A 26,565-nucleotide genomic window follows, 5' to 3' on the forward strand; every position below is an offset into this window, starting at 1 on the left:
ATTATGTTAAGCAGAGTCGGACTTTCCATTAGGCGCTGGCGCCGCCGCTTCAGCCGCAGCGAGTGGATCGCCAAACTGTTAGGACTCTCCACCAGCGGCCGCCAACCCCACGCACCGGGTTTGATCCTGATCCAGATTGATGGTTTGGCACATCCGGAACTCTTAAAGGCTCTTTCCGGGGGCCGGATGCCTTTCTTAAAGGGCCTGATCCGCAAAGAACACTACCGCCTGGAACACATGTTTTCCGGGATTCCCTCCACCACCCCCGCCGTACAGGCAGAGCTGTTCTACGGTGTGCGCCAGGCGGTACCGGCCTTTGGCTTTCTTATCCATGAAACCCAAAAACTCGGCCGTATGTACGATCCGGAAGTGGCCGCGCTGGTGGAAAGCAGGGATATGTTCAAACAGCGTGATCCCCTTCTGCGCGATGGCAGCTGCTACCTGAGCTTGTTTCGCGCCGGTACCAAGACCGGCGAGGCACACTTTTGCCCAGCCGATCAGGGCTGGGGGCCAGCCCTGCGCAGTGCCAGCCCCTGGACCATTGCCGTTCTAATCCTAACCAACTTATGGAGTCTGATACGCACAGCTGCACTGATTGTGGTGGAGTTGCTGCTATCCCTTGTAGACTGCATACGCGGCGTGATGCAGGGGCAAAACTTGCTCAAGGAATTGATGTTTGTCCCCACCCGGGTCGGTATCACCATTCTCTCAAGAGAATTTTGCACCATGGGGGTCAAGGTGGACATCAGCCGCGGCCTACCCATTATTTATGTCAATTTGCTCGGTTATGATGAGCAGTCCCACCGACGCGGCCCGCGCTCGGCGTTCGCCCACTGGGTATTGAAGGGTATCGACGATGCCATAGCCCGCATTTGGCGTGCCGCCCATGCCTCCGATCGGCGCCACTACGATGTGTGGATTTTTTCCGATCACGGCCAGGAACAAACCAAGCCCTACGAGGAGGTCTTTGGCCGCAGCCTTGGCGACGCCCTGTCAGAAACATTGTCCGATCTTGCAAAACCGCCAGAAATTGAGCCAGGCCAAAGCAGGCACGGCGTGCAGCTGGAGCGGGCGCGCTTGTTTGGCAGCGAATGGATGGATAAAAAAGACATAGAAAAACAGGAGGAGTCTGTTGATTGCACCACCAGTAAAACCCCTTTGGCACTCACTGCCCTTGGCCCTCTGGCCATGCTCTACAACCTGGAATTGGATAATATCAGCCGCGAACAGGTCGCTCGCAAAATAGTTGAACAGGCCCATGTGCCTCTAGTGCTCTATCGGGTGGACCCCACTTCGGCAAAGTCCCCGGTGCACGGATGGTGGAAACATGGCCCGGTGAGGTTGCCCGAAGACGGCCGCAAGTTGATGGGGGACGAGCACCCCTACCCCGAGCAATCCATTGCCGACATGATCAGCTTGTGCAGTCACCCCGACTCCGGCGACTTTATGATGTACGGCTGGTGCTCCAGCGAGGAACAGCCTCTGACTTTCGCCATGGAAAACGGCAGCCACGGTGCCGCCGGTCCCAGGGAAACCCACGCCTTTGCCCTAATGCCTAAAGATATACAGCCGCCAGATCCGCGGCTGGGCTACTGGCGCCCCCAGGATCTACGCACTGCTGCGAGGGCCTACCTGCGCGGCGCCCACCCGATGAAATTGGATGAGCACCAGCTGCCACAAAAAACTCTGCGAGTCATGACTTACAATGTGCATAGCTGTAAAGGAACCGACGGTACTCTGTCACCGCAGCGTATTGCCAGGGTAATCGCCCGCTACCGCCCCGATATTGTCGCCTTGCAGGAACTGGATGTGAAACGCAAACGCACCGGGGGGCTTGATCAGGCTGAGCGACTGGCACGGTTGCTCTCAATGGATGTGCATTTTCAGCCAGCCATTAACCTCAATGAGGAGCGTTACGGCGACGCCATTCTCACTCACCTGCCGGCAAAGCTGATCAAAAAAGGAATTTTACCGGGACCACCAAAGGGTAAGGGGCGCTTGTTCAATCCCGCTGCAGATGAGCCTCGCGGCGCCATTTGGGTAGAGGTTGAGCATAACGGCAGCAAAATTCAGGTGATCAATACGCATCTCGGACTCTCGCGCGCAGAGCGGTTACTGCAGGTGGATGCCCTGCTGGGACCAGAATGGCTAAGCAACCCTCGCTGTAAAGGCGAGCGGATTTTACTCGGTGACTTCAATGCACTGCCCACTTCCGCCGAGTGTAAACGCCTCTGCGGCTACCTGCGCGATGCCCAGGAGCAAGCACCCAGGCATAGCCCCAAAGGCACTTTTCTCAAGGTGCGAATCGATCATATTTTCTTAAGCGCCGGCATTGTGATAAAAAAAGTGCGAGTGCCACGTACGGTGCTGACCCGACAAGCTTCGGATCACCTGCCTTTGATTGTCGATATCGAGGTGCCTTTTAGGCCCGAAGCAAGCAAAACCCCTTGAAAAATCTCCAGCGGTCCCTATTAATAGCAGGAGAAGATTCGACTAAAACCCTGAAAAAACTGCGGTTTTTCGAATTCAACTCAATTTATAGCCAGCGCCTAAAAGGGATTTCCCGACTTGATGGTCCCCACCGCGAGCTATATGATTCCGGTATCGATTAAATAGCAGGAGTCGCTAAATGCAACCGCAAGCTTATACAAATACCCGTGCACTGGACCGCTCGGAATCGGCGAAGGTGTTGCGCAATACCTATGCCCTCTTGGCCATGACTGTACTTTTTAGTGCTGTCACAGCCGGTATCTCTATGGCCGTCGGCATGGGCCGCGGCATGAGCCTGATCTGCTCCCTGGGAGCCCTGGCCCTGATTTGGTTCGTTCTGCCACGCACTGCCAATTCCAGCGCCGGCGTCGGTGTTGTTTTCGCATTCACCGGCCTATTGGGCGCATCTATCGGCCCATTGCTTAACCATTACCTGGGCCTCGCTGGCGGCGGCCAGATCGTAATGCAAGCTTTAGGTACCACAGCCCTGATTTTCTTTGCCCTGTCTGCTTACGTACTGACTACCCGCAAAGACTTCAGCTTTATGGGTGGTTTCCTGGCTGTTGGCCTGATCGCTGTACTGGTCTGCTTCCTGGCAGTCATCATCGCAGGCTTCTTCGGCATTCACATGCCTCTGGTCAGCGTTGCCCTGAGTGGTGTTGTTGCCCTGCTGATGTCAGGTTTCATCCTGTATGACACCAGCCGTATCATCAACGGCGGTGAGACCAACTACCTGATGGCAACGGCTTCCCTGTACCTGAATATCTTCAACCTGTTCACCAGCCTGCTGCACATTCTTGGGTTCGCTTCCTCTGACGACTAAGCATAAGTGCTGCTGAGCTAGACCCAATGCCCCGCTCTGCGGGGCATTTTACTATTTGGCCCCCTATGAAGTTTTCCCTGGCAATTTACTCCGCTCCACACGCCTCGCAATCGGCAGCCAGCGCATTGCGCTTTGCCAAAGCGCTACTGGCCGAGGGTCATAAAATCTACCGGATTTTTTTCTACTGTGATGGCATACAAAACGGCAACAATATTGCCGCGCCCCCCCAGGACGAAGCCGACCTGATCAGTGAGTGGCAATCACTGCAACAGAAACACAACCTGGATTTGGTCGTCTGTATCGCCGCCGCTCAGAGACGCGGTGTCTTAAGCCAGCGGGAAGCAAATCGCCTGGAAAAGCCCGCAGCCAATCTTGCAGAAGGCTTCGAACTGGCCGGCCTCGGCCAGCTCACCGATGCCGTTGCCAACTCTGAGCGCCTGATCACTTTTGGAGGTTAACAATGGGTAACCAGACCCTGGCCCTATGCAGGGCTGCACCCTATGGTAGCGCCCTGGCCCGAGAGGGGATTGAAGCTGTGCTTGCCTCAGCGGCTATGGAACAGGAAGTTGATTTGTTATTCCTTGGCGATGGCGTATTCCAACTACTGGACAACCAAGCTCCAGAGGTCATAGAACAAAAAAACCTGTACCGGAACCTTATGGCACTCCCCATGTTTGGGGTCGAACAGCTCTATGTATGCCAGCACAGCCTGGAGCAAAGAGGTATTCACCCTGACCAAATACAGATTCCCGGAGCGGAAATCTCCCTGGTTACTAAGCCAGGGAAGCTAATCGCTGCTTACCAGTGCGTGTTGAGTTTTTAAGATGACCTTACATATTGTCAGTAAATCGCCTTTTAGCAGCCAGGCACTACACGATTGCCTGCAGAGTCTCACCGAAGGCGATGCCCTACTCTTGCTTGAAGACGGGGTCTACGCCCTGAAGCACCAAGCCTTGCACGACTTACAAGAAGCAAAGGTCTACTGCCTGATAGCCGATAGCGAAGCCCGCGGCATACAGGCCAGCTCGAGACTCGCCTCAGTAGAGATGATCAACGATGCTCGCTGGGTGCAACTATGTACCGAGCATAACCCCATCGTCAGTTGGTTCCGGTGATCAATACAATGAGCAACCTAACTGTAAATGGCCGGGAAATCCCTCTTGATAAAGAGGGTTACCTGCGAGACCTCAATGATTGGAACCGCGATGTGGCCGAAGAGCTAGCTCACGCCGAGAAAATCGAGCTGACCAACGCCCACTGGGAGGTCATTGAGCTGCTGCAGGAATTTTATCGCCAATTTGAACTGTCTCCCGCTATGCGCCCGCTAGTAAAGTTTATCGGCCAGCACCTGGGCTCGGAAAAAGGTCGCAGCATCTACCTCATGCAGCTGTTCCCCCCAAGTCCCGCCAAGATTGCCAGCAAAATTGCCGGGCTCCCCAAGCCCACCAACTGCCTCTAGGCCGAACATTTAGATATGAAGAATGACTCTGCGCTCACCCTGGTGGTGTCGGTGCTCCCACAAATAGATACCCTGCCATGTACCCAACATTAGCCGCCCATTTTGCACAGGGATCGAGAGGCTGGTAGCAGTCAGGGCCGCTTTGATATGGGCCGGCATATCGTCTGGACCCTCAAGAGTATGGGTATAGAGGCGGTCATCCTCTGGCACCAGCCGATTGAGCCATTGCTCAAGATCCCTGCGCGCGCTGGGGTCGGCATTCTCCTGGATCAGCAGGCTCGCCGAAGTATGTTGTATAAATAGCGTACAAAGCCCCTCCCCCACATTGAGCCTCGACACCCAATCGGCCACTTGGCTGGTAAACTCCTGAAGCCCCTGCCCAGACACTCTTATTGCAATCTCACCTATTGCCATACGGATTCCTATATAATTCGCGCCCGCTCTACCATTGAGACTACCGTATTTTAATATGGCACTGCACCGCGTTAACACCGACGACTATCAAGACCAACTCCATGCAAAGGCCAAGCGCCTGGCCGAGGCCTATCGTGAATTTACCGATCTGGAGCCTGAGCTATTTCCATCTCCACCCATTCATTACCGGCTTCGCGCCGAGTTCAAGGTTTGGCATGAAGGCGGCATAGCTCATTACGCCATGTATCGCCAGGGCGAGTATAAAAAGCCTTTTATCATCGATACATTTACCGTGGGCTCGGAGCTAATGAATCAGCTAATGCCCAAGGTCTTGGAGACCGTTAACAGTAGCGAGATACTACGCAAGCGTCTGTTCTCCGCCGAATTCCTTACCACCTTGAGTGGTGATGCGCTCATCACACTCATCTATCACAAAAAGCTGGATGAAAGCTGGGAGCGGGAAGCAAGGGCCTTACAAGAAAAACTGGGCTTCCCTATCCTTGGGCGCTCGCGCAAGCAGAAAATGGTGTTAGAGCGAGATTTCGTCACCGAAAAACTGGATATCGATGGCAAGAGCTATCAGTACAAACAAGTAGAAGGCAGCTTTACCCAACCCAATGGGCACATTTGCCGTTCCATGATCCAATGGGCCAAGAATGCCTGCGGCCAGAACCCCAGCGACCTGCTTGAGCTCTATTGCGGCAATGGCAACTTTACCATTCCACTCAGTGAAAATTTTGAGAAAGTACTGGCCACTGAAATCTCCAAGGTTTCGGTCAACTCTGCCCAGGAGAATATTCAGGTAAACGGCATCAATAATCTGGATATCGTGCGCTTATCCAGTGAGGAGTTTACCCAGGCTATCGATAAGGTTCGCCCATTTCGTCGCCTCGCTCATATAGATCTTGATAGTTACAGTTTTGACACTGTGCTGGTAGATCCCCCCCGCGCCGGTCTGGATGAAGATACCTGTGCAATGGTTGCGCGCTTCCCTCGCATTCTGTATATCTCCTGTAATCCGGGGACCCAGCTGGAAAACCTCAAACTCTTGAGCAGGACCCACCGCATCGAGCGCTTTGCCTTATTCGATCAATTCCCCTACACAGACCACACCGAAACCGGCTTGTTACTGGTACGGAAATAACGACCAATGAAGGTATTACTCGGGGGCAACTTCTTACTGCCCCCGAAACAGCCTTACATCGCTCTAATCATCACTGTAAATCAATTGAAGACCTCACAGTCCCATAGCAAGAGGAAACCTTGAAGGGGAACTTTTGAGGAGAGGGGCATTACTTCCTACCAGTTATTGCAGCAAAGCGTAATCAACACCCGAAGGAAAAATTGTAGTACTTACATTTGAACAAAATGAACACTTATCGAAGACACCCTCTCAATTCAGATCAAAACTGATATAAATAAAGAGCAGCACAAAAAGTGACACTCCTTATTACTTTCGTTCTGTGCCTAGCTATCCATCAAGCAATTCTCGACCAAAATGTCATATCAACAGATTCCGAGTCAAGGAGCTGCAAATACTTTCTTGTAACTTCATTATCCAGCCACAACTGACAAATCTGTTCAGCCCTTTCCTGGGTTGAGGCTAAAGCGACATCAGCGTAGATGCCATTTTTACCTCGCAGAAGGAAATGAGATAACAAACCTTCTTGCTTGGATAAAAACGCATCATCCACCTCTTTTGAGAGTGCTATCAAGTCTTTCTCCGAAACACCTTCCCGGAGACGAAATGTAGCAAATTCAAAACCTATAAAATCAGCCGTTCGATTGTGATATAACATGATTCACTCCTTCTGTGGAGGTCACATTATCGGGTTAGACTCCTGACAGCATTGTGTCAGTAGTGTTTTGCAAAGATGAGCTTTTCTGCACTTCAATATAATCTGACAAGCTTACATTAGTGGGAAGTTCACGCTGGGACACTTCCAGGTCAAGACTTTCAATACGATCAATTCTAAAGTCACGATAATCTTGCTTTAAACCACACCATCCACCAAGGGTCCACTTGCCACCCCAATAGAAGAGACCCAAGGGATAAACGATTCTCTTTGACCTACTGCCTACCAGAGAAGTATATGAAAGATAAATCCACTGCTTTGAACTAATCGCTTTATGAAGCTGGTCCCACAAACTGAAGTCCACTGATCTTAAATGCTTACCTGGTACCCTAACTATTTTATGGAGGTCATACTTCCCAAGATCAGGTAAACCAGCTTCAATTTTACTTAACAGTGAAAGTGAAGATTGCTTTAACTCAGCCCCAGTCCATGAAGACAGTAAATTTAAACCAATAATAAGCGCTTAAAATTCTTCTTGTGTTAATTGCAATGGGGGAAGCTCAAACCCATTTGAAAGGCGATACCCTACACCTGCTTCACCATAAACAGGAATCCCCGATACAGAGAGATCATCCATATACCTATATATTGTCCGTTCAGAAACAGATAATTTTTCGGCAAGTTCTTTTGCAGTTATAGGCTGGTGAGCTCTTAAAATGTTCGCAAGCTGAAAAAGCCTATCTGATTTCCTCATTTTGGTTACTTCTCTCTATCCATAACTAAGGAAAAATTAATCAACATAACAAACACTTTAACAGCTCAGAAAAATCTAGTCACCTCACCCAAGTTCCGCTACGCCCTATGACAAAGCGGAAAGATTGCGCATAAGGAGCAAGACGCAGAGTGTAATCATACCATTGAATCAGCAAATACACTCTCCGCCACGATAAATCCTTATTATTCGCCTGCTACTTTTGAAAGATAAAATTGATAGGCACGGTTCGCAATTTCACGGCCTATCTTTTGGCCCGCTGGTACTGAAGGTTCAAAATGCACACCAGCCCAAACACGGCTGTTTCCGCAGTCTTCCTCAAACGATGTCCAAGTCGGGAAATGCAAATACATATCAGCTTGCGGTGTTATACCAGGTTCGATCTGTGAGCTTCCCGCAGGAGCAGGTACGCTATACCCTAACGTATCTCCTTGAGGTAAAAATAGGCGGCTTGTTTCTGCGTGAGCTGCACAAAAACTGGCAGATGCAGAGGGATATTCCGGATGATCTGCTACAGGTAAATAGCTTGTCCATTGGCTAGCTGGCAAGTCGTTCACTGTTCCTTTGCCTACGCCACCCCAAGCAGTAACTAGCTCGTCCTTATAAATATAACGAACGGCAGAAAAAGGCCGTACTGAATTATGGCGACGCTTTTCTTTCCAAATTGCAATAGCGGTATCAAAAGCGGCCATATTGGTGAGGAAGTCATAATGAATGAAGTCCATCAACGAAAGACCTTGAGATTCAGATGCAAATACAGCAGCAAAGCCCAAGCTGAATATCTTCATATCAAACAGCTCGGCTTTCATCTTCTGCTCATCTGTCAAGCTCGCTGACGTATTCAGTACATCATTAACTTGCGCAACATAACTTGGATAGTTCCAGATTTTTGACTTCAGAGGTATTGGAGAGGTGAATTCATCCGGAGACTCATAGCTATAGGGTGTTGTCAGTGCAATTTGAGGGGTTACGAATTGCTGAACCCGGAATACGCCAGGGCGTTCCATTAAAACGGCTGGTTGCCACTTAGAAGGGAAGCGTAATTTGTATGCCGTATTAGCTGGCTTGAAATCGGTATAGTCGGCATAGGGTAAACGATGATATAGCTGACCTCCCTCATTACCCAACTGATTCATACCGTCATTGGCGCGCCCTTCCAATACCTTTCGGCCGGCATAGTTACCAATACCAATCGGCGTAGTAGTATCTTCAGAAAGGTTGTAGGGATCCAAACCTAATTCAACCAGCATGTTATCCCATTCCGGTACCAAATGTGGAAACAACCCACTTAGCACTTTATGAGATGCGTAAGAAAGTGCAATATTTAATTCACTGTTATCCGATGGCTGAGGCATCCTTGCAATGTCAGAATAAACACCTTTTGCAGTAGGGTGATAAGGTGCTGTTGCATCAAACCAGGAGTTGGTTATTAATGTCGTAAAACGTAGCACTAAAGTTGCATCATTAGCAGCGGGCGAAACCTCAAAAATTGCGCAGGCCGCAGCAGGAATTATATTCTGTACTGCAGCATTGCAACTCTCTAAGTCTACAGAGCTACACTTTGGTGGCAATGTAACATCGGCCAATTGTGGGCAAGTGAAGGCTTGAGCCTGCCAGCTAGCTGAAACAACTAGAAAACCCAAAACTCCTTTTAGAGCCTGCTTATAAAATTTATTGCTTCGCATTAAACTTCCCTTTTCATTTGATTAACATTAATAACAGAACTTTCGTCCCATAAGACATTTCCGCCGTCAGCAAAAGCCACGTAGACTATTTCAAAATTTTGACACTACTACCCCCCATTACCTTTTATAGTGATCATAACGTCCGTATTACTGCAATATTGTCACCCAACGCAAGCATTCTAAATATGTAGCGTCAAGCCAAGAAGAGACTAATCACCATTACAGTTCTTCTCGTATTAAGTACTTAGATGCTGCTGGCTATTAAGCAAACGATACATATAAAATTCTTATTAGATCGCACCTACTATTTACCAAGCAGCCTAACCGATGGAAGGGACACAGCCAAATACCCCAGAATACAAGAACTTACACCAAAAAAAGACACAAGAATGGAGTAAGAAAAGTGTTCCAAACAGCGAATTTAAAACCTACCCTAGCGCCATCTTCATATAAATAAATAACTCGAAGGAAAGCATATTCTTCAGCTTAACTTTGTTGTTTTAGTCGACATGAATTTCAATTAAAGATGAGACGATCAGATTGCCTAGCGCGTCAGAATAAAACCTAGGGAGGTGATAGAAAAATATAGATAAATTTTGAGAATTCCAGAACCTCACCACAAGCAAGGATGCAACATCGATTAATTAGCGCCTTCAGACACTTAGAGTGAAAAATTACCACCCACTTAACTGGAGGAGGTTTCAATAATATTGGCGATAGTAGTCGTATCTACTTTCAGTTGATTAGGGCGAGCTACCACTCTAACTTTGAACTCTGTTGAGTATTGAACAACACGTTCTTCGCTCAATATTTTCGGCATTTTCTCCTACCCTATTCAAAAGGTAGGCGTCTACTCAATGGGAGAAGGTTTCAGGCGCGAAGTTAATTGACTTGTTATACCCGCTCACTAAACGCCAGCCTGATGCCGAGTACTGCAAAGCTAGTTGCAAAGAGCTTCTGAATTGCAATGCTTGCTTTCTCTGATTTAATAATGAATGTGCTAAAACTACCTGATAGAAAACCATACACAATAAAAACGCCAAACGTCATTATCATGAACACAACGCCAAGTGTAAGCATGCTATCCAATGCACCTTCTGTTGTAGCTGAAATAAACTGAGGAAGAAACGCTAGAAAGAAAATAGATAATTTGGGGTTTAGTATATTTAGCAAAAAGCCTTTTACTATGATGCCTGAGTATTTGCTGTCTGACTGCTGGTTAGAAACTGATAAAGGAGATGAGGAACGCCACATTTGATATGCCAAATAAAGCAAGTAGACAGCTCCGATGTATTTAACGATTTGAAACGCTATTACACCAGTGTGAAAAATTGCAGCCAAACCAAAAGCACTTGCTAAGAGTGCTGGAATGATGCCTAAAGTGCATCCTAGGGCAGCAAATAAACTTGCTTTTCTACCAATAAACAATCCGGTAGCCACAGTATACAACACTCCGGTCCCGGGAATTAAAACTACAACTAACGAAGTAAGTAAAAACTCTAAAGATATCATCCGGTGTATCCTTCTCCTGCAAGGGTATAACGTCCAGCTCGCATATTTTGCGGGCAATCGTGCTGCTTCTTGTTATGCATTAGCCTCTCCGCCAGTCTTTGATAGTTGCAATAAGTAGGGCTATGAAAATTACTAGAAGAAAAAAGGTCATGCCATAGCCCAGAGCACCATCTACTTTTACTCCTTTGACCTCCCAATACCCATAGGTTGTAAGCTGGTATAGCATTGCAAAAGATACGAAGCCACTAGTAAATACGGCCAGAAACATACTCCGCAAATTGAAAAGCTTTTTCCCAAAAGCAAGCTCCCCCCATGAAGGATTCTCGATTTTCCTATCGAGGCCTTTTCGGCGCCATCGGCGATCTTTGAGATTAGACATAGTTTTTATGCATACGCCCAAAGCAACCGCGCAGTTTACTGCGTCGGTTGCCTTTGCTTGTATGGTTGTTCTTGCCCGATTCTGATGTTGAAAATCCTTTTCGCTAACGGGTAAATTGAGACCCACCTTCGGCGGCCACCGAAGGCCTTGTTTATCACAGTTCGCTGCCTGGCCGGTTCGTAAAAGACCGATAACAAGTATGAACGTGATAAGCACTCACTAGGCATAACTCGAATAGTCATGTGGGCCTCGAGCCCGAATAGCAAGGCGGAGATAGCTTATCTTATGGAACCTCAAGAGATCAATGTCGGTATCGATACCAGCAGTAAACAACTCGATATTTATGTGAGACCTACTGGCCAGTTCTTTAGTGTTACCAATAACAAAGAAGGTATTAAAGACGCTATTAAACAACTACAACCGATTAAACCTCAAAGAGTATTGATCGAGTCCACAGGAAGGCTAGAATTAGAATTTGTCTGTGCTGCTCATAAAGCGGGACTGCCGATAGTTGTTTGCAATCCTTCACAAGTAAGAAACTTTGCAAAGTCAGCGGGGCGGCTCGCAAAAACAGATAAGCTGGATGCAATTGATATCGCACATTTTGGTGAAGCAATGAAGCCAAGATTGTCATCGATCAAACCTGAAAAACTAAGAAATATTAGTGATTTGCTAACGGTCAGGAACCAGTGCTTAGAAATGAGCACAATGCAAAAGAATCGCCTCAAGAGAATGCCTAAGTCTGTTCACAAGTCCATTCAGGCTATCTTAAAGGCCATCAAAAAAGAGCTAGAAGGAGTCGATAAGCAACTTGATAAACTTGTTAACAGCGTTGCCGAGTGGCGACAAAAACGCGATCTCTTATTAAGCGCTTAAGGAGTCGGCAATGTACTGGCTTACACGCTAATGAGCGAACTTCCTGAGCTGGGCAAGCTGAACCGCAAAGAGATTGCGGCACTTGTGGGTATCGCCCCGATGAATCGTGATAGCGGCAGCTTCCAGGGTAAGCGCTATATTCGAGGTGGGCGACATCGTGTACGCACGGTTTTGTTTGTTTCTATGATGTCGGAAATACAATGCCACCCTAAATTAAAGCCAATGTATGAGCGCCTGGTCGCTGCTGGTAAACCAAAGAAAGTAGCCCTTATCGCATGTATGAGGAAGCAACTTACCATTCTAAATACGATGGTAAAAAACAACACTTACTGGGATGAGAAAATGGCTTAAATACTTGACAAAGGACCAGAGTCACTTGTTATGAGTTTGCATCCTCAAGGGTGAATGTAATTCCACCTGTAAATCTGGCTACCACATTATACAAGGCGGTAAAAAGTAACGTGGATAGATAGCCAAAAATTAGGTAGATGAATGGCATACCTAAAACCATTGCTCCAGGTATGGAAAATTTAACTGGATTTCCTTCCGCATCTATCATTGGTGCAGTAAGGAAAACTAGTGACATAGGAATCACAAAGATTAGAGAAAACAATGCAAGTAAAAGTGCTGTGGTGAGCGCTGTTTTGTGTTTTGAAAAAGACCTTATAGATTTATTCATATATTCTCTTTTCTTTTGATAAGTTCTTGATACTCGAATGACTCATAACGCCGTCATAAAGGGCTGCCGAAGAAACGTGCAGGCAGTACGGTGGAGGGCGCGCTTTTTGCGCCCGGAACGAATTTGATGGCTTTGTTATGCATTACAGAACCATCCTTACAGACAAACCATCAATTTCCTGTTCGATATCCGCGTGATTTATGAGTAAAAAACCACTTATAGATTCTTGCCTTGTTATTGCCAACCTCTTACCACACTCTAGCTCAACTAGGATTCCTGCATCATATTCTACGGCCTCTGTTTCCCCTTCGTACTTATCTGATAGCACTGAAACTGATCTGACTTTGGTCTTGGCACCTAGCCATAGGGTGGTGTGATCGCCAAAGTACGTATAATTGCCTTTGCCATTATCTTTAACTTTAATACCTAATGGCTCACTAGCTACCTTGGCCTCTAAAAAATAATAGTCATGAGCTTCTTTAGGGGTGTCGGCCCAGTCATTTTCTATTACCAAAAATTGTTTTGGTGACATTAGGATTGACACGTTTTGAACTAATAATGCTGAACTTCCATAGTCTATATCAGACCAAGGGCTAAGTAAGGATTGTATTTCCGAACCTGCTAGCTCTTCCAGAGCCAATTGAGTTTCCTTACTTATAAACTGGGAGAATTTCTTCATGATGCATAACGTTGCCAGCAAGGGCAGCCGAAGCATAGCGTAGGCTGTCCAGCCCAGCCACCGGCTGGGCGAGCTTGCCTGACCTGGTTATAGCTGGCGCGTAATGAATAACCTACTTGCTCTTTGCCATCCACTTTTGGCTGGCTACTGCCCGATAAATTTACTGGGAAAAATACCATACTTTCCCCACCAGTTAACTAACTGACTGGCACTCCACAATGCTGCAGCTAGCTTGCAGAACTTGTTGGCTTAAAACGAAGGCACTTGAACGGAACTACGGTACCAACTTTCAGGAAAACTCTCTGGAGAAATGTGCTCAGGAAGAGATTGGTGCTTGCAGCAACTACAAACTACCTAAAAACTGACCGCCACAATAACCCAAAGCTTTGGGGCCGTAGTGTAGGAGTGAAGCGACGGAACGGAGGTCCCAGCCGCAACGCGGCGACAACAGCGTATTGTTATGCTTTTACTCATACTGGGCAGCCTCATCTCTTAGGCAATCCGCAAGGTTATTAGGCTCCATTACCCAAAATGCCCATTCTTTGTTTGGAAATACTGCAATTTTGACATTATCTTTTTCGCAGGTTGGCAACCAATACGAAAGGAACTCATCTAGTGAAATTTCTATTGCCTCATGACCAGGAAAGTGATCATCAGCAATTCTTTGGGCATATTCTGGATGAGGCCAGACAGGGAAATACTCAAGACCTTCGGAAGTTACTGGAACAAGCCACCCCTCACTATTCTTTACCGCCCAGAGCTGCCCCCAGTCAGCAACCTTGCCAACAAAGTGAGAGCTACGATCAGCACTACTTAGTGCTGTTACAGCTTCAAATTGCGGTTCGTTCATTTTATATGACACTAAATTTCCTTGTGAGCATAACGCCCGCAACAGGGGCGACCAATGTTGTGTACCTTTTGCGCAATAATGGGAGCGAAGCGACAGCGCAAAAGGTGCACAGATTTGGGCGTCCCGCGGAGGCCCGAAGGGCCGGAGTATCCTGCTTGCGTTTGTTAAGCATTTGCTAGGACACCGGACATCCAAGTAATACTCATAAACACAGCAAACGCAAATGATAAGATGAATATGACTTGCACTCGAGAAAGCTTCGTCTCCATTCCAAAGTTGAGAAACGCCTGTATTCTAGGATGGAAATAGGATTTCACCCCAAGGATGGCAGAGACAAAGGCTATGGCCGTATACATTAGTACTACACTCCAGAATTTTTCCGGATTACCTGAAGCATTAATAGTCTCGGATAGTCCAGCTCTCTGATATGCAATCACTTCACCCAAGACAGCAGATGTCGCTGCATAGCCGCCGCTGACAATGGCCAAAACGATAAAAAAGAGCTGAATTCTTTTAGGCATATGTGTCTTGATGCTTAACGCCGTGGTTAGGAGCACGCGCTTTTTTGCGCGTCCCAACCGAAGGCGGCTACACCACCTTGTTAAGGTTTTATAAGGCCAATACTGTTTGCATGATAAAAAGCTAAGAAATATTGACCAGAATAAAACCGCAAATATTAGAATGCTACCGAAGACACCAGAAGCACCACCTTTGGGAAAGATTAAATGCATAGGCAAATAATCTATTAACCCAACACCTAACAAACCTGGAGCCACAATTATGTAGCCAGGAATAGCCAAAATACCACCTAGAATCTTTGCTTCATACACCGACGACAAAACTGACCCGGCCAGTATCAGGAGATAGCCAGTTACTCCGAGAACTATCGCTGAACTAATACCAATTAAAATACGTAACGCCATTTCTTTTTGGAACCTTAACGCCGCAAACATGGGCCGGAAAACCGCGTAGCGGTTTGGAGGTCCAGCACCGTAGGTGCGAAATGCTTTGCCTTGTTAACCATTACTGGAATACCTTAGCCAAGTTGTACCTACAACGATGGATTCAAATTTGATGCCATCAGCCGTAGTTTCCATTTCATAAGGTGGATCTACATCAGTACTTGAAACTTTTTCTCCAGATAGTGAATAAAGGAAACATTCTAGCTCCCCGGTTTCTAGCACATACCCTTTGTGCCTGCTTAATCCCCAAAAGAGGCAAACATTTTCGGTACCAATAATTTTGCTTTCTTCAGTAGATACCCTGGCACTGACTGATCCACACCCTATGAAAAGTACACCTGTTTCTGGCGCATACAAAATCTCTTGGGAAACGCCAACTGGGTAAGAATCCCAAAATACGTAAATAGTCAGAAAGTCGTTGAAGGTGAGTTTGGACAAAGTATTATTATCTGCACTGTTAGACTCGATGAATAAACCTTTATCACGCCACTCACTTGGATCTGAGCACTCTTCATGCTCGATCTTTATTTCTGCGTCATCTATTGTAACTTTGCTCGATATCATATTTTCTGGTTAACGTCTTGATCTGAGGCAGGCCGCACGACGTGCGGGCTGTTCAGTGGAGGCCCGAAGGGCCGTAACAAACAGCATCAACTTGTTATGTGCAACCAGTAATTCTCTCAAAATCTACATCCTATGTTTTAGATTTATATTTTATTGGCTACGCTTGTTTCGAAAGACACGTTAAAACCTTCCTATGCCTGAAATTTAGGCCAACGTATTCCAAGCAATTAGAGAAAGTCTTTCCTGTAATTTGTTATGTAACTAGCCACCCTTAGCTATATCCTTAATTCTTAACCCAGCAAGTAACGATGATGCAAATATTAGGAAGCCACCAACAAAATATCTTCTATTACCCTCTAACTTCACAAAGAATTCAGCGGATTTACCTTGAGGAAGATCTCCTGTTGCCAATGTCATAACCCCAATAAGAAAGAAACTTATGCAAAAGCCGAAGAAGCATATGTCATAAAATAATTTCATTGATTATTCAGAATTTTACTCACACATAACGCCCACAATAACCGGCTGGAGGTGCACAGCACCGGAGGTCCGGCGGAAGCCACGCAGTGGCTGGAGCGAAGTTCATTGTCTTGTTATGCGCTATGCAAGACATACAAAACTAAACCTATACCTAGGTAAGCAACCAGGCCCAATAAACTATATCTTCGTACCTGTATAAGAAACCAGAATTTCTTAAACTGTCTGGGATCAATGCACCTCTGCGCCCTTTCTTTAGAACTTAACCCTTTTAGCCACCACGACAGCGTGATCTTTTCCGTGCGTGAAAGTTTCGAAGTATCGGCAAAGGCAGCAATGAACAGACCTATGAGTACTGATGAACCAATCATGGCTACTATTGTAACAATACCGAAAATCTCAAGCATTGATCACCTCAAAGTTCTTCAGCGCATAACATTTATATAGTGATCATCATGACCACTATTATCCTGATTACTATTTCAGAAGCAATCCTACGACAGCCCCCTTTGAATCACTTTAAAGTCATATAGTTATACAAAAATGATACGAAGGTGCAATGTGGAAATATGGTCACTGCGACCACTATCCCTAAATATACCACTTTACGTAACTCATTGTATTTAATGATTTTTTGAGCATATTTGCTAAACCTATCAAAATAACGGTCACGATGACCGAAATTCCAGCTCGCATCTGGTCATATTTTTTGCAAGACTGTATATATAACCAGAGTTGGGTGTGTTTAAATGGATGACATTCCTATACCGATCCCCAAAAGCTCCTCTCGATTTATGGATCGATTGCGAACTTTCATGCGCTCAAAGTATTTGGCATACAAAACCGAGCAAACCTATTGCTATTGGATTAAAGACTTTATTCGCTTTAATCAGATGCGCCACCCAGAAGTATTAGGCAAGGCTGAAGTGAATAACTGGCTTAGCCATTTGGCAACCAATCGATCCGTATCAATCAATACCCAGAAAACGGCTTTGAATGCAGTAGTATGTTTATACAAGCAGTTTATGGGCCTTGAGCTGGGTGAGCTCAAATTTCACAGCAGTCACCGCCCCAGGCGGCTGCCGGTGGTTTTCAGCCATGTGGAGGCGACAGATATTTTGGGGCAGCTTACTGGCCCGACAAAGCTTGCTGCATCTTTGATGTACGGTTCCGGTCTTAGGATCATGGAAGCGGTGCGGCTTCGGGTGAAAGACATTGATTTTACAGAGCAGTGCTTATTCGTACGTGAAGCCAAAGGTGAAAGGTGGAGAAGGACCTTACTACCTAAATCTCTTATTGAACCTTTAAGGGCCCAAGTTCGCTATACTCTCTCGCTCCACCAGCAGGATCTCGTTGAAGGATATGGCGAGGTCTATCTCCCATTTGCGCTAGCCAGAAAGTTCCCAAAGGCTGCCACCAACCCCGTTTGGCAATATATATTTCCTGCTAGAGAGTGCTCTCTCGATCCTCGTAGCAATATCATACGAAGGCATCATATTGGAGAACAACAGATAAGGCGTGCAGTTGCCAGGGCTATTTCGAGCTTGGGTATACGAAAAAAAGCCAGCTGTCACACCTTCAGGCATTCATTCGCTACCAACCTATTAAGATCGGGTGCAGACATTCGTAATATTCAAGAGCTTCTTGGTCACAATGATATAAGTACTACGATGATCTATACCCACGTGATTGGTGTACATCAACGCGGGATTAGCAGTCCATTAGATTAGATTGAACCCCAGTCATGACCTCTAAAAACGGCTGAGTTTTAAGTCCTTTTCTCACTCTTTGCTAAAAGACCCGTTGCTTTTTAACAGGGTACTCTGTAGTAAATATTTTCACAGTCAATCTCAAAACCGAAAGACTGATATAATTGACGTGCGCGATTGTTTCTTTTCTCTGTTTTAAGCTCAATACGAATGGCCTGAGTTTCCTTGGCAAAATCTATCGCAGCCTGGATCAGCTTTTTAGAAACACCCCTCCCCCTATAGCGGCTTGACACCCCTAAGTCATTTAAAATCCACAGGCGTGTAAGAGCAAGGGAAGAAAAGCTAGGATAAAGATTCACAAAACCCATTACCCCAGAACACTCGGAATCTATTGCTATAAAAAGTGTGGAAGCCTGACCGTCGATCAAGTTGCCCAGAAAAGACTCAGTTCCAATTAAGTCCGATTTATAGCCACAAAATACCCTGTATTCATCAAATAATTGAGCCACCTCAGGTACATGATGGCTTTCACATCGTAATATTTTCACAATGGCCCCTTGCAATTTACAAAAGCATTTCAGCTTACCAAATGAGCTGCAAGCCAGTTCTTGCAGCTAATCCAAGGGGGCATCAGTAGAGAAATGTCGCAGTCCCTGTAGCAATTAATTCTTCCCGGTCATTACTCAACTCCATACGCGCAACCACGAGTTTATTGCCCGTGCGTAAAATCGAGCCTTCACAGAGAAAGTGCTCCCCCCTTCCGGGCTTTAAATAATCCACGCGCATATCTACCGTACCCAGCTTAGAAAGGCGATCGGCTTTTTCTTTCCAGTGCAGATCCCCCATGCGCTGATATGCAGCAACCATTGCGGTAAGGCCACCGACAGTATCCAGAGCAGTGGCAATTACGCCGCCGTGCAAAATATTCGTCCAGACGTTACCTATCAACTCCGGACGTTGTTGAAAACCGGCGGAAAGAGTAAGGGCCTCTAGGTCTAGGGAGCGCATTTCAAGACCAATCTGTTGGTTAAAAGGGATCTTTTCAAAAAATCCCTTTACCAACTCCTGAAATTCATGGGGTGAGGGCTCTGTCATAATCTTGCAACCCGATTGAGACCATCCAGTGCGGCACTACGGTAGGCCTCTGCCATGGTGGGGTAGTTAAATGTGGTGTTAACGAAATAATCGATGGTGTTATTTGGCGAGGGCTGCTTCATGATGGCCTGACCAATATGCACAATCTCTGCCGCTTCGGCACCAAAACAGTGAATGCCAAGAATTTCACGGGTTTCAATATGGAACAGGATCTTGAGCATGCCCACGCGCTCACCAGAGATCTGTGCGCGTGCAGTGTGTTTAAAGAGCGCACGCCCCACCTCATAGGGTACCTTGGCGGCTGTCAGTTCGGATTCTGTTTTTCCTACTGAGGAAATTTCCGGCAGGGTATAAATACCAGTGGGCGCATCCTCGATTACACGGTGCCCGCGGCCGGCAATGGCTGCTGCTACCGCCCTACCCTGGTCATAGGAGGCACTGGCAAGGCTGGGCCAACCAATAACATCGCCCACCGCAAAGATATTATCCACTTCCGTGCAGTAATGATCATCTACGCTTAACTGGCCGCGGTGATTAGCTTCGAGGCCGACATTTTCCAGGCCCAGGGAGCTGGTATTACCTGTACGACCATTGCACCAGAGCAGCGCGTCTGCATGGATACGCTTACCTGATTGCATTTCCATAATCACGCCCTGATCATTGGGGAGCACACGCGCATACTCCTCCTGGTGGCGAACGGTAACGCCCATATCTCGCAAGTGGTAACTCAAGGCATCAGAGATCTCATCATCCAGAAATTCCAACAGGCTACTGCGGGTATTGATCAAATCTACCTTGATACCAAGACCAGCGAAAATAGAAGCGTATTCACAGCCAATCACGCCGGCGCCGTAGATCATGATGGAATGCGGCGTATGCTGCATATCCAGAATCATATCGCTGTCGTAGACACGCTCGTGATCAAAGTCCACATCTGCGGGACGATATGGACGGGAACCCGTGGCAATAATTAATTTTTTCGCGGTGACAATTTCTGTGGCACCATCGGGCAGCTGTACTTCTACACTATTCGCATCGCGGAAATTTGCCGCCCCAACGATTAGCTCAACCCGATTGCGCGCATAAAAAGAGGTGTGCATTTCCACTTGATAGGAAATCACTTTATTGACCGTCTGCATCACCTGGGGAAAGGTTAGGCGGCGCGGTTCACCCAAAGCACGAAAAACACTCTGAGTGTTATAACGCATTAATTGTTTGACAGAGTGGCGCAGAGCTTTGGAGGGAATGGTGCCCTTATGGGTACAGTTACCGCCTACTACCTGGCGTTTTTCAATCACTGCGACACGCATACCTTTTTTCGCGGCGCTCATTGCTGCGGCCTCACCAGCCGGACCAGAACCAATTACAACCAAGTCAAACTTTTGCTCTGCCATCTATAGCTCTAATTCTATTTTTCCAAAACGGAGTATGAGATTTAAGAATGCCTCACACTCAATACTAAAATCAGCACAGAAGGTGCCAATGATATAAAACAACAAGCCCGTTAATTACGGGCTTGGGAGAGATTGCCTACTTGCGCTTAGTCGCGTCGTAAGCGAGGTCTTCAGCGGCAACCTTTTGCTGACGCTTACGCTCTTGCTCTTTTTCGCATTCGTCGTCGTTGCCACCACAAATGGTGCAGTCCTGCTTCATGCCGATATTATTCAGGCCGCCACAAGAGCCTTTTAGTGGCTTATTTTGCACCATGGCGCCGAGTGCCATTCCGGCAACTACTAACAGCATGGCAATAAAAGCAAAGATAAATATTGTCATTACTCAGACCTCTCTAAGTAGGGTGCAAAGGCGCGGCTATAGCGCTCCTCGAAACCCTTATCAGTTTTTACCAGCATGAAAACAGCCAGGTTTTCACGTTCGGCCAAAGCCAACCCTTCTTCAGCCCCAAGTACATTGAGAGCGGTAGCAAGGCCATCTGCTTCAGCACAGGTATCTGCCAGCACGGTTACCGAGGCCAGCTTGTGCTGTAACGGTCGACCAGTGCGGGGGTCGATACTGTGTGCATAGCGCACTCCATCGCGTTCATAGTAATTCCGGTAATCACCACTGGTAGCCACCGCCTTACCACTAACACCAATAGGCTGTTGAACCATCTGGCCAAATGAGTCAGGTGCTTCAATACCAATTATCCAGGTCTTACCTTTTGGATTCACACCCAGGGTACGCAGTTCACCGCCGATTTCGACCAAGTAGTTGCGAATTCCCTGCTGCTCCAGCAACAGTGCAACCCGGTCGACGCCGTGCCCCTTGGCGATAGCCGAAAGGTCAATTTCTACCGGTCTCTGACGAGTGATCGTATCCGGTTTACGGGTCACTTTAAGTGCATCGGAGCCGACCACCTTTTGCAGGCCGGCTATCTCCGCATCGGAGGGAATTTTCTCAGGCTCTGGTTGGGGACCAAATCCCCACAAGTTAACCAATGGGCCAACGGTAACCTCGAAGGCACCCTGACTGCGTCGATAAATATCCAGGGACAGCGTCACAATATCTACCAGCGGCTCACTGACCGGGATGGCCTCACCTACAGGACCGCGGTTGAAACGCATCAACTCCGAGTCCTCGATATAGGTGGACATCTCCTGGTTGACCTGCTGCAGCTCATCGTCAATTAACGCTTGCAGCTCGCTACGCTTTACGCTTTGCGGTACATCGACAACCGTGATGTGATAAGTGGTCCCCATGGTGCGGCCACTAAGCTGCCAGTTTTCCGCTGCCGGAGTACAGGCAGTGAAAATTACAGTCGCCCAAAGCAAAAACAGGGCCGGAAGAACGGGCCCTGTTTTTGCTTTTATCGGGGCTTTGATTGCGTTTAGCAAACTAAGCTCTCCGTTTAACCACCGAAGTCATCAAGGAGGATATTTTCATCCTCTACGCCCAAGTCTTTGAGCATGCTGATTACTGCGGCGTTCATCATGGGTGGCCCACACATGTAGTACTCACAGTCTTCCGGAGCCGGGTGGTCCTTCAGGTAGTTTTCATACACCACGTTGTGAATGAAACCTGTGTAACCCGTCCAGTTGTCCTCCGGCTGCGGATCAGACAAGGCCACATGCCACTTGAAGTTATCAAACTCAGCAGCCAGACCGTTGTAGTCATCTTCGTAGAACATCTCGCGCAGAGAACGCGCGCCGTACCAGAAGCTGATCTTGCGCTTGGAATTCAGACGCTTGAGTTGGTCGAAGATGTGTGAACGCATCGGCGCCATACCGGCACCACCACCGATAAACACCATCTCGTTGTCGGTTTCCTTGGCGAAGAACTCACCGAAGGGTCCATACACCTTGATCTTGTCACCCGGCTTCAGGCTGAACACGTAGGAAGACATCTGACCCGGCGGGATACCCTCGGTACGGGGTGGCGGAGTCGCAATACGGATGTTGAACTTAACAACACCTTTTTCTTCCGGGTAGTTAGCCATAGAGTAGGCGCGAACCACAGGCTCGGTCACCTTGGACTCCAGCTTGAAGAAGCCAAAGTGCTCCCAGTCACCGCGGTACTGGTCTTCTACTTCGAAGTCGGCAAATTTAACGTGGTGAGCTGGGGCTTCCAGCTGTACGTAACCGCCAGCACGGAAGTCAACGTTTTCGCCTTCGGGCAGACGCAAGGTCAGCTCCTTAATGAAGGTGGCAACGTTGGGGTTGGATTCCACAGTGCACTCCCACTGCTTCACTCCGAACACCTCTTCCGGCACTTCGATTTCCATATCTTGCTTAACGGCAACCTGACAGGAAAGACGCTTGCCTTCTTTCGCATCGCGCGGGGTAAAGTGAGCCGCTTCAGTCGGCAACATATCGCCACCGCCCGCAGTCACTTTACACACACACTGCGCACAACTGCCGCCGCCACCACAGGCGGAGGCCAGGAACAGGTTATTGGCAGCCAGGGTTTGCAGCAGCTTGCCGCCGGCTGGCACGGTGAGAGTCTTCTCACCGTTAACCAAAATGTTGACGTTGCCGGTGTTTACCAGGCGCGAGCGGGCCGCAAGGATCACCGCCACCAGCGCCAGTACGATGACGGTAAACATCGCTACGCCGAGGATAATTTCAATACTCATTCTATTGTTTTCCCCGCTTAGATATCGATACCGCCGAAGGACATGAAGCCCAGGGACATCAGACCAACGGTTACGAAGGTGATGCCCAGACCTTTCAGGCCATCCGGAACGTCACTGTACTTCAGCTTTTCACGAATACCGGCCAGAGCGGTAATCGCCAGTGCCCAACCGAGGCCGGCACCGAAACCGTAGGCAACACTCTCACCGAACGCGTATTCGCGCTCAACCATGAACAGGGAGGCACCCATGATGGCGCAGTTCACGGTGATCAGCGGCAGGAATACACCCAGGGCGTTGTAGAGCGCTGGTACATATTTATCCAGGAACATCTCCAGGATCTGTACCAGTGCCGCAATTACGCCGATGTAAGACAGCAGGCCGAGGAAGCTCAGGTCCACGTCGGGGTAACCGGCCCAGGCCAGTGCACCGTCTTTCAGCAGGTAGGTGTAAATCAGGTTGTTCACCGGTACTGTCAGGGTCAGTACCACGATAACCGCAACACCCAGGCCAATCGCAGCTTCGATCTTCTTCGATACGGCCAGGAAGGTACACATACCGAGGAAGAAGGCCAACGCCATGTTTTCAACGAAAACGGCGCGGATAATCAAAGAAATATAATGTTCCATGGATTAGGCCTCCTGCGCTTGGGAATTTGGCGCAATCTTGAACTCGTCTTGCTCAACCTGGGCAGGCTTCCAGGCGCGGATTGCCCAGATGAACAGGCCGATCAGGAAGAATGCACTGGGCGGCAATAACAGCAGGCCGTTGGGGATATACCAGCCGCCGTTGCTCACGGTGGTCAGGATGTCCACACCGAACAGTTTGCCAGCGCCGAACAGTTCACGGATTACCGCGAGACCAATTAGGATAACGCTGTAGCCCAGACCGTTACCGAGACCATCGAAGAAGCTGGGCAGCGGCGGGTTCTTCATAGCGAAGGCTTCCGCACGACCCATTACGATACAGTTGGTAATGATCAGGCCAACGAATACGGACAGCTGCTTGGAGATGTCGTATGCCAATGCCTTGATCAACTGATCCACCAGGATTACCAATGAGGCAATCACGGTCATCTGAACGATGATGCGGATACTGTTCGGGATCTGGTTGCGGATCAGTGATACCGCAACGTTGGAACAGGCCACAACTGAGGTCAGAGCGATACACATTACCAGGGTTACCTGCAGCGAGCTGGTTACAGCCAGTGCAGAACAGATGCCCAGGATCTGCAGTGCGATCGGGTTGTTGTTAAAAATCGGCTCTAGCAGAGTCTCTTTGATTTTCATGCTTATGCCTCCCCTGCTTTCAGGTTTTTCAGGAAGGGACCATAACCTTGGTTACCCAGCCAGAAGTTCACCAGGTTGCTAACGCCCTTACTGGTCAGAGTTGCACCGGACAGGCCGTCTACTTCGTGAATCGCATTCGGGCTGTTGGGGTTAACCTGGCCTTTGATCACAGCGATATCTACGTCGCCTTGCTTGTTGAAGACTTGCTTACCAACCCACTGGGCTTTCCAGTTAGGGTTGTCCACTTCGCCACCCAGTCCGGGAGTTTCCTTGTGCTCGTAGAAGCCGAGGCCCGCTACGGTGTCTAGGTTGCTCTCCAGCGCGAGGAAGCCGTACAAGGTACCCCAAAGTCCGTAGCCACGGACAGGCAGAATGATCTTGTCCAGTTGGCCGTCTTTCTCTACCAGGTAAACCTCTTTAATGTTTTCCCGACGGATAATCTTGGCGGTGTCCTCATCTGCCGGCAGTCTCTCACTGGCAGAAGGAATCTTGGAAGCAGCGCGACCGCTGCCGCCAGCCGGCGCTTCATCGGTGAACTTACCGGTGTTCAGATCAACGTATTTGATCTTCACATCGGCGAAGGCTTTCTCTACTTCCGCTTTGTTAGCGCGAGAGTCCTTCAGCAGGCCACCAGCCATCAGTACGTTGCGCTTCATGTCCAGCTCGGCATTCGCCTGCTGGGCAGGCTTCAGCATTACCGCCGCAGTGGAAACCACCACAGAGCACACCAGGCACATTACCAGCGCGACAATCAGAGTACCGGTTACGGAATCTTTATTAGCCACGTGCCAACCTCCGTTTGATATTGGACTGCACCACAAAGTGGTCAAACAGCGGAGCGAACAGGTTAGCGAACAAGATCGCCAGCATCATGCCTTCCGGGAAGGCCGGGTTCACTACACGAATCAGGACAACCATCACCCCGATCAGGATGCCGTACCACCAGCGACCAGTGTTGGTCATAGCAGCGGAAACCGGGTCAGTGGTCATAAAGATCAGGCCGAAAGCAAAACCGCCCACTACCAGGTGCCAGTACCAGGGTACCTGGAACATCGGGTTGGTTTCGGAACCGATCATGTTGAACATAAATGCGGTGGCCATCATACCCAGCAGAGTGCCGGCTACGATGCGCCAGCTGGCGATCTTCATGCCCATCAGAATTACACCGGCAATCAGGATAGCCAGGGTAGAAGTTTCACCGATGGAACCATGTATCTTGCCGAAGAAAGCGTCGAACCAGGTTACCTGGCCAACCGCAGCATTCACGATACCGTTCTGGATACCTTCGCTGGCCATGACAGACAGCGCGGTAGCACCGGTGTAACCGTCAACCGCAGTCCAAACTGCATCGCCAGACATCGCTGCCGGGTAGGCGAAGAATACGAACGCACGACCGGTAAGTGCCGGGTTGAGGAAGTTTTTGCCGGTACCACCGAACACTTCCTTACCGATCACCACACCGAAGCTGATGCCCATAGCCACCATCCACAGAGGCAGATCTGGCGGACAGGTTAAGGCAAACAGAATAGAGGTTACGAAGAAACCTTCGTTCACTTCGTGACCGCGCACAGCGGCGAACAGCACTTCCCAGATACCACCCACAATAAAGGTGACCGCATAAATCGGCAGGAAGTACATGGCTCCGTAGACAAAGTTGTCCCACAGGCTCGCAGGGTTATAGGAGGTCAGAGCACCAATAATGGCGTGACGCCAGCCGGACAGATCCGGATTGGTCATACCTTCCAGAATAGTGTTGGCCTGGAAACCGATATTCCACATACCGTAGAAGGCAGGGATCATCGCACAAGCCCACACGGTGATCATAATACGCTTCAGGTCGATACCGTCGCGCACGTGAGCAGTGGTTTTGGTCTTGTCTGCCGGCTGGAACAGACCGGTGTCAATCGCTTCAAACAGGGCGTAGAACTTTTCGAACTTACCGCCTTTGTGGAATTTCGGTTCGATGGAATCGAGGAATTTACGCAACAT

At 48.4% G+C, this 26,565-nt stretch carries 29 protein-coding genes and 1 pseudogene; 9 read left to right on the plus strand and 21 right to left on the minus strand.

Annotation, left to right across the window (positions count from 1 at the left end; translation table 11 throughout):
* Positions 1 to 3 precede the first annotated feature (3 nt).
* The 6 genes from ACJJJA_RS13425 (at position 4) to ACJJJA_RS13450 (ending at position 4,772) form a co-directional block, all read left to right on the plus strand.
* Complete coding sequence (locus tag ACJJJA_RS13425) at positions 4 to 2,451, plus strand: endonuclease/exonuclease/phosphatase family protein (protein ID WP_444904933.1); 2,448 nt, start codon at positions 4 to 6, stop codon at positions 2,449 to 2,451.
* A 178-nt stretch (positions 2,452 to 2,629) separates the two neighbouring features.
* Positions 2,630 to 3,313, plus strand: a complete 684-nt coding sequence (locus ACJJJA_RS13430; protein ID WP_152453311.1) for a Bax inhibitor-1/YccA family protein — start codon at positions 2,630 to 2,632, stop codon at positions 3,311 to 3,313.
* A gap of 65 nt (positions 3,314 to 3,378) precedes the next feature.
* A complete protein-coding gene (gene tusD / locus ACJJJA_RS13435; protein ID WP_444904934.1) occupies positions 3,379 to 3,771 on the plus strand; it encodes a sulfurtransferase complex subunit TusD in 393 nt (130 codons plus the stop codon).
* Positions 3,772 to 3,773: 2 nt separating this feature from the next.
* Positions 3,774 to 4,136, plus strand: a complete 363-nt coding sequence (gene tusC, locus ACJJJA_RS13440; RefSeq protein ID WP_444904935.1) for a sulfurtransferase complex subunit TusC — start codon at positions 3,774 to 3,776, stop codon at positions 4,134 to 4,136.
* A gap of 1 nt (position 4,137) precedes the next feature.
* Positions 4,138 to 4,428 (plus strand): sulfurtransferase complex subunit TusB, encoded by a 291-nt coding sequence (tusB, locus tag ACJJJA_RS13445; protein WP_444904936.1) that lies wholly within the window; start codon positions 4,138 to 4,140, stop codon positions 4,426 to 4,428.
* Positions 4,429 to 4,436: 8 nt separating this feature from the next.
* A complete protein-coding gene (locus ACJJJA_RS13450) occupies positions 4,437 to 4,772 on the plus strand; it encodes a TusE/DsrC/DsvC family sulfur relay protein (RefSeq protein WP_444886387.1) in 336 nt (111 codons plus the stop codon).
* Positions 4,773 to 4,781: 9 nt separating this feature from the next.
* Here ACJJJA_RS13450 and ACJJJA_RS13455 read toward each other — a convergent pair whose 3' ends face one another.
* On the minus strand, positions 4,782 to 5,186 hold the full coding sequence (locus tag ACJJJA_RS13455) for a secondary thiamine-phosphate synthase enzyme YjbQ (protein WP_444886388.1): 405 nt from the start codon (positions 5,184 to 5,186) through the stop codon (positions 4,782 to 4,784).
* A 55-nt stretch (positions 5,187 to 5,241) separates the two neighbouring features.
* Between ACJJJA_RS13455 and trmA the strand changes: the two genes are divergently transcribed.
* Complete coding sequence (gene trmA, locus ACJJJA_RS13460; protein ID WP_444904937.1) at positions 5,242 to 6,330, plus strand: tRNA (uridine(54)-C5)-methyltransferase TrmA; 1,089 nt, start codon at positions 5,242 to 5,244, stop codon at positions 6,328 to 6,330.
* 334 nt (positions 6,331 to 6,664) lie between these two features.
* Here trmA and ACJJJA_RS13465 read toward each other — a convergent pair whose 3' ends face one another.
* The 5 genes from ACJJJA_RS13465 to ACJJJA_RS13485 all read right to left on the minus strand — a co-directional run bounded on the left by ACJJJA_RS13465 (position 6,665) and on the right by ACJJJA_RS13485 (position 10,951).
* Positions 6,665 to 6,985, minus strand: coding sequence for a hypothetical protein (locus tag ACJJJA_RS13465; RefSeq protein ID WP_444904938.1), 321 nt, complete (start codon positions 6,983 to 6,985; stop codon positions 6,665 to 6,667).
* 34 nt (positions 6,986 to 7,019) lie between these two features.
* A complete protein-coding gene (locus tag ACJJJA_RS13470; protein ID WP_444904939.1) occupies positions 7,020 to 7,346 on the minus strand; it encodes a helix-turn-helix transcriptional regulator in 327 nt (108 codons plus the stop codon).
* Between the two features lie 159 nt (positions 7,347 to 7,505).
* Positions 7,506 to 7,736, minus strand: a complete 231-nt coding sequence (locus tag ACJJJA_RS13475) for a helix-turn-helix transcriptional regulator (RefSeq protein WP_444904940.1) — start codon at positions 7,734 to 7,736, stop codon at positions 7,506 to 7,508.
* A 203-nt stretch (positions 7,737 to 7,939) separates the two neighbouring features.
* Positions 7,940 to 9,439: a vanadium-dependent haloperoxidase gene (locus ACJJJA_RS13480; RefSeq protein ID WP_444904941.1), complete on the minus strand. Its 1,500-nt coding sequence runs from the start codon at positions 9,437 to 9,439 to the stop codon at positions 7,940 to 7,942.
* 894 nt (positions 9,440 to 10,333) lie between these two features.
* The gene (locus ACJJJA_RS13485) at positions 10,334 to 10,951 is read right to left on the minus strand and encodes a LysE family translocator (RefSeq protein WP_444904942.1); all 618 of its coding nucleotides are present in this window, start codon (positions 10,949 to 10,951) and stop codon (positions 10,334 to 10,336) included.
* 664 nt (positions 10,952 to 11,615) lie between these two features.
* Here ACJJJA_RS13485 and ACJJJA_RS13490 point away from each other — a divergent pair.
* Positions 11,616 to 12,557, plus strand: a pseudogene (locus tag ACJJJA_RS13490) (IS110 family RNA-guided transposase).
* A 28-nt stretch (positions 12,558 to 12,585) separates the two neighbouring features.
* Here the strand turns inward: ACJJJA_RS13490 and ACJJJA_RS13495 are convergent.
* The 5 genes from ACJJJA_RS13495 to ACJJJA_RS13515 form a co-directional block, all read right to left on the minus strand.
* Positions 12,586 to 12,885: a hypothetical protein gene (locus ACJJJA_RS13495; protein ID WP_444904943.1), complete on the minus strand. Its 300-nt coding sequence runs from the start codon at positions 12,883 to 12,885 to the stop codon at positions 12,586 to 12,588.
* A gap of 142 nt (positions 12,886 to 13,027) precedes the next feature.
* Positions 13,028 to 13,525, minus strand: coding sequence for a hypothetical protein (locus ACJJJA_RS13500; protein WP_444904944.1), 498 nt, complete (start codon positions 13,523 to 13,525; stop codon positions 13,028 to 13,030).
* A 505-nt stretch (positions 13,526 to 14,030) separates the two neighbouring features.
* Positions 14,031 to 14,426 carry a DUF2750 domain-containing protein gene (locus tag ACJJJA_RS13505; RefSeq protein ID WP_444904945.1) on the minus strand — a complete coding sequence of 132 codons (396 nt, stop codon included), beginning with the start codon at positions 14,424 to 14,426 and terminating at the stop codon, positions 14,031 to 14,033.
* A 152-nt stretch (positions 14,427 to 14,578) separates the two neighbouring features.
* A complete protein-coding gene (locus ACJJJA_RS13510; RefSeq protein WP_444904946.1) occupies positions 14,579 to 15,367 on the minus strand; it encodes a hypothetical protein in 789 nt (262 codons plus the stop codon).
* Positions 15,368 to 15,430: 63 nt separating this feature from the next.
* Positions 15,431 to 15,940 (minus strand): hypothetical protein, encoded by a 510-nt coding sequence (locus tag ACJJJA_RS13515; protein ID WP_444904947.1) that lies wholly within the window; start codon positions 15,938 to 15,940, stop codon positions 15,431 to 15,433.
* Positions 15,941 to 17,166: 1,226 nt separating this feature from the next.
* Between ACJJJA_RS13515 and ACJJJA_RS13520 the strand changes: the two genes are divergently transcribed.
* On the plus strand, positions 17,167 to 18,147 hold the full coding sequence (locus tag ACJJJA_RS13520) for an integron integrase (protein WP_444904948.1): 981 nt from the start codon (positions 17,167 to 17,169) through the stop codon (positions 18,145 to 18,147).
* 80 nt (positions 18,148 to 18,227) lie between these two features.
* Here the strand turns inward: ACJJJA_RS13520 and ACJJJA_RS13525 are convergent, their stop codons facing one another.
* The 10 genes from ACJJJA_RS13525 to ACJJJA_RS13570 form a co-directional block, all read right to left on the minus strand.
* Complete coding sequence (locus ACJJJA_RS13525) at positions 18,228 to 18,674, minus strand: GNAT family N-acetyltransferase (protein WP_444904949.1); 447 nt, start codon at positions 18,672 to 18,674, stop codon at positions 18,228 to 18,230.
* Positions 18,675 to 18,756: 82 nt separating this feature from the next.
* Positions 18,757 to 19,221 (minus strand): thioesterase family protein, encoded by a 465-nt coding sequence (locus tag ACJJJA_RS13530; protein ID WP_252081947.1) that lies wholly within the window; start codon positions 19,219 to 19,221, stop codon positions 18,757 to 18,759.
* Complete coding sequence (sthA, locus tag ACJJJA_RS13535; RefSeq protein WP_444886410.1) at positions 19,218 to 20,615, minus strand: Si-specific NAD(P)(+) transhydrogenase; 1,398 nt, start codon at positions 20,613 to 20,615, stop codon at positions 19,218 to 19,220. Before sthA ends, ACJJJA_RS13530 begins: the two co-directional genes overlap by 4 nt.
* 136 nt (positions 20,616 to 20,751) lie before the next feature.
* Positions 20,752 to 20,994 carry a (Na+)-NQR maturation NqrM gene (nqrM, locus tag ACJJJA_RS13540; RefSeq protein ID WP_252081949.1) on the minus strand — a complete coding sequence of 81 codons (243 nt, stop codon included), beginning with the start codon at positions 20,992 to 20,994 and terminating at the stop codon, positions 20,752 to 20,754.
* Positions 20,994 to 22,052: an FAD:protein FMN transferase gene (locus ACJJJA_RS13545; protein WP_444904950.1), complete on the minus strand. Its 1,059-nt coding sequence runs from the start codon at positions 22,050 to 22,052 to the stop codon at positions 20,994 to 20,996. The genes nqrM and ACJJJA_RS13545 overlap by 1 nt, the downstream gene beginning before the upstream one ends.
* 14 nt (positions 22,053 to 22,066) lie before the next feature.
* Positions 22,067 to 23,290, minus strand: coding sequence for an NADH:ubiquinone reductase (Na(+)-transporting) subunit F (gene nqrF, locus ACJJJA_RS13550; RefSeq protein WP_252081951.1), 1,224 nt, complete (start codon positions 23,288 to 23,290; stop codon positions 22,067 to 22,069).
* A gap of 17 nt (positions 23,291 to 23,307) precedes the next feature.
* Complete coding sequence (gene nqrE, locus ACJJJA_RS13555) at positions 23,308 to 23,916, minus strand: NADH:ubiquinone reductase (Na(+)-transporting) subunit E (RefSeq protein ID WP_020413086.1); 609 nt, start codon at positions 23,914 to 23,916, stop codon at positions 23,308 to 23,310.
* A 3-nt stretch (positions 23,917 to 23,919) separates the two neighbouring features.
* Entirely contained in the window at positions 23,920 to 24,576 is a 657-nt protein-coding gene (locus ACJJJA_RS13560; protein WP_252081952.1) for an NADH:ubiquinone reductase (Na(+)-transporting) subunit D, read from the minus strand.
* A 2-nt stretch (positions 24,577 to 24,578) separates the two neighbouring features.
* A complete protein-coding gene (locus tag ACJJJA_RS13565) occupies positions 24,579 to 25,361 on the minus strand; it encodes a Na(+)-translocating NADH-quinone reductase subunit C (RefSeq protein ID WP_252081953.1) in 783 nt (260 codons plus the stop codon).
* Positions 25,354 to 26,565, minus strand: a complete 1,212-nt coding sequence (locus ACJJJA_RS13570; protein ID WP_444904951.1) for an NADH:ubiquinone reductase (Na(+)-transporting) subunit B — start codon at positions 26,563 to 26,565, stop codon at positions 25,354 to 25,356. Before ACJJJA_RS13570 ends, ACJJJA_RS13565 begins: the two co-directional genes overlap by 8 nt.

The organism is Microbulbifer mixtoriginis (SeqCode) (genome assembly GCF_052466865.1).

What these genes read in the sequence shown, in the direction of transcription:
- trmA (WP_444904937.1), top strand. Translation starts at nt 5,242, where the DNA reads ATGGCACTGCACCGCGTTAACACCGACGACTATCAAGACCAACTCCAT.
- ACJJJA_RS13510 (WP_444904946.1), bottom strand. Translation starts at nt 15,367, where the DNA reads ATGTTTGCGGCGTTAAGGTTCCAAAAAGAAATGGCGTTACGTATTTTA.
- ACJJJA_RS13425 (WP_444904933.1), top strand. Translation starts at nt 4, where the DNA reads ATGTTAAGCAGAGTCGGACTTTCCATTAGGCGCTGGCGCCGCCGCTTC.
- nqrF (WP_252081951.1), bottom strand. Translation starts at nt 23,290, where the DNA reads ATGAGTATTGAAATTATCCTCGGCGTAGCGATGTTTACCGTCATCGTA.
- ACJJJA_RS13475 (WP_444904940.1), bottom strand. Translation starts at nt 7,736, where the DNA reads ATGAGGAAATCAGATAGGCTTTTTCAGCTTGCGAACATTTTAAGAGCT.
- ACJJJA_RS13485 (WP_444904942.1), bottom strand. Translation starts at nt 10,951, where the DNA reads ATGATATCTTTAGAGTTTTTACTTACTTCGTTAGTTGTAGTTTTAATT.
- nqrM (WP_252081949.1), bottom strand. Translation starts at nt 20,994, where the DNA reads ATGACAATATTTATCTTTGCTTTTATTGCCATGCTGTTAGTAGTTGCC.
- ACJJJA_RS13530 (WP_252081947.1), bottom strand. Translation starts at nt 19,221, where the DNA reads ATGACAGAGCCCTCACCCCATGAATTTCAGGAGTTGGTAAAGGGATTT.
- ACJJJA_RS13495 (WP_444904943.1), bottom strand. Translation starts at nt 12,885, where the DNA reads ATGAATAAATCTATAAGGTCTTTTTCAAAACACAAAACAGCGCTCACC.
- ACJJJA_RS13465 (WP_444904938.1), bottom strand. Translation starts at nt 6,985, where the DNA reads ATGTTATATCACAATCGAACGGCTGATTTTATAGGTTTTGAATTTGCT.
- tusC (WP_444904935.1), top strand. Translation starts at nt 3,774, where the DNA reads ATGGGTAACCAGACCCTGGCCCTATGCAGGGCTGCACCCTATGGTAGC.
- ACJJJA_RS13430 (WP_152453311.1), top strand. Translation starts at nt 2,630, where the DNA reads ATGCAACCGCAAGCTTATACAAATACCCGTGCACTGGACCGCTCGGAA.
- ACJJJA_RS13455 (WP_444886388.1), bottom strand. Translation starts at nt 5,186, where the DNA reads ATGGCAATAGGTGAGATTGCAATAAGAGTGTCTGGGCAGGGGCTTCAG.
- sthA (WP_444886410.1), bottom strand. Translation starts at nt 20,615, where the DNA reads ATGGCAGAGCAAAAGTTTGACTTGGTTGTAATTGGTTCTGGTCCGGCT.
- ACJJJA_RS13480 (WP_444904941.1), bottom strand. Translation starts at nt 9,439, where the DNA reads ATGCGAAGCAATAAATTTTATAAGCAGGCTCTAAAAGGAGTTTTGGGT.
- ACJJJA_RS13560 (WP_252081952.1), bottom strand. Translation starts at nt 24,576, where the DNA reads ATGAAAATCAAAGAGACTCTGCTAGAGCCGATTTTTAACAACAACCCG.
- nqrE (WP_020413086.1), bottom strand. Translation starts at nt 23,916, where the DNA reads ATGGAACATTATATTTCTTTGATTATCCGCGCCGTTTTCGTTGAAAAC.
- ACJJJA_RS13515 (WP_444904947.1), bottom strand. Translation starts at nt 15,940, where the DNA reads ATGATATCGAGCAAAGTTACAATAGATGACGCAGAAATAAAGATCGAG.
- ACJJJA_RS13570 (WP_444904951.1), bottom strand. Translation starts at nt 26,565, where the DNA reads ATGTTGCGTAAATTCCTCGATTCCATCGAACCGAAATTCCACAAAGGC.
- ACJJJA_RS13450 (WP_444886387.1), top strand. Translation starts at nt 4,437, where the DNA reads ATGAGCAACCTAACTGTAAATGGCCGGGAAATCCCTCTTGATAAAGAG.
- tusD (WP_444904934.1), top strand. Translation starts at nt 3,379, where the DNA reads ATGAAGTTTTCCCTGGCAATTTACTCCGCTCCACACGCCTCGCAATCG.
- tusB (WP_444904936.1), top strand. Translation starts at nt 4,138, where the DNA reads ATGACCTTACATATTGTCAGTAAATCGCCTTTTAGCAGCCAGGCACTA.
- ACJJJA_RS13520 (WP_444904948.1), top strand. Translation starts at nt 17,167, where the DNA reads ATGGATGACATTCCTATACCGATCCCCAAAAGCTCCTCTCGATTTATG.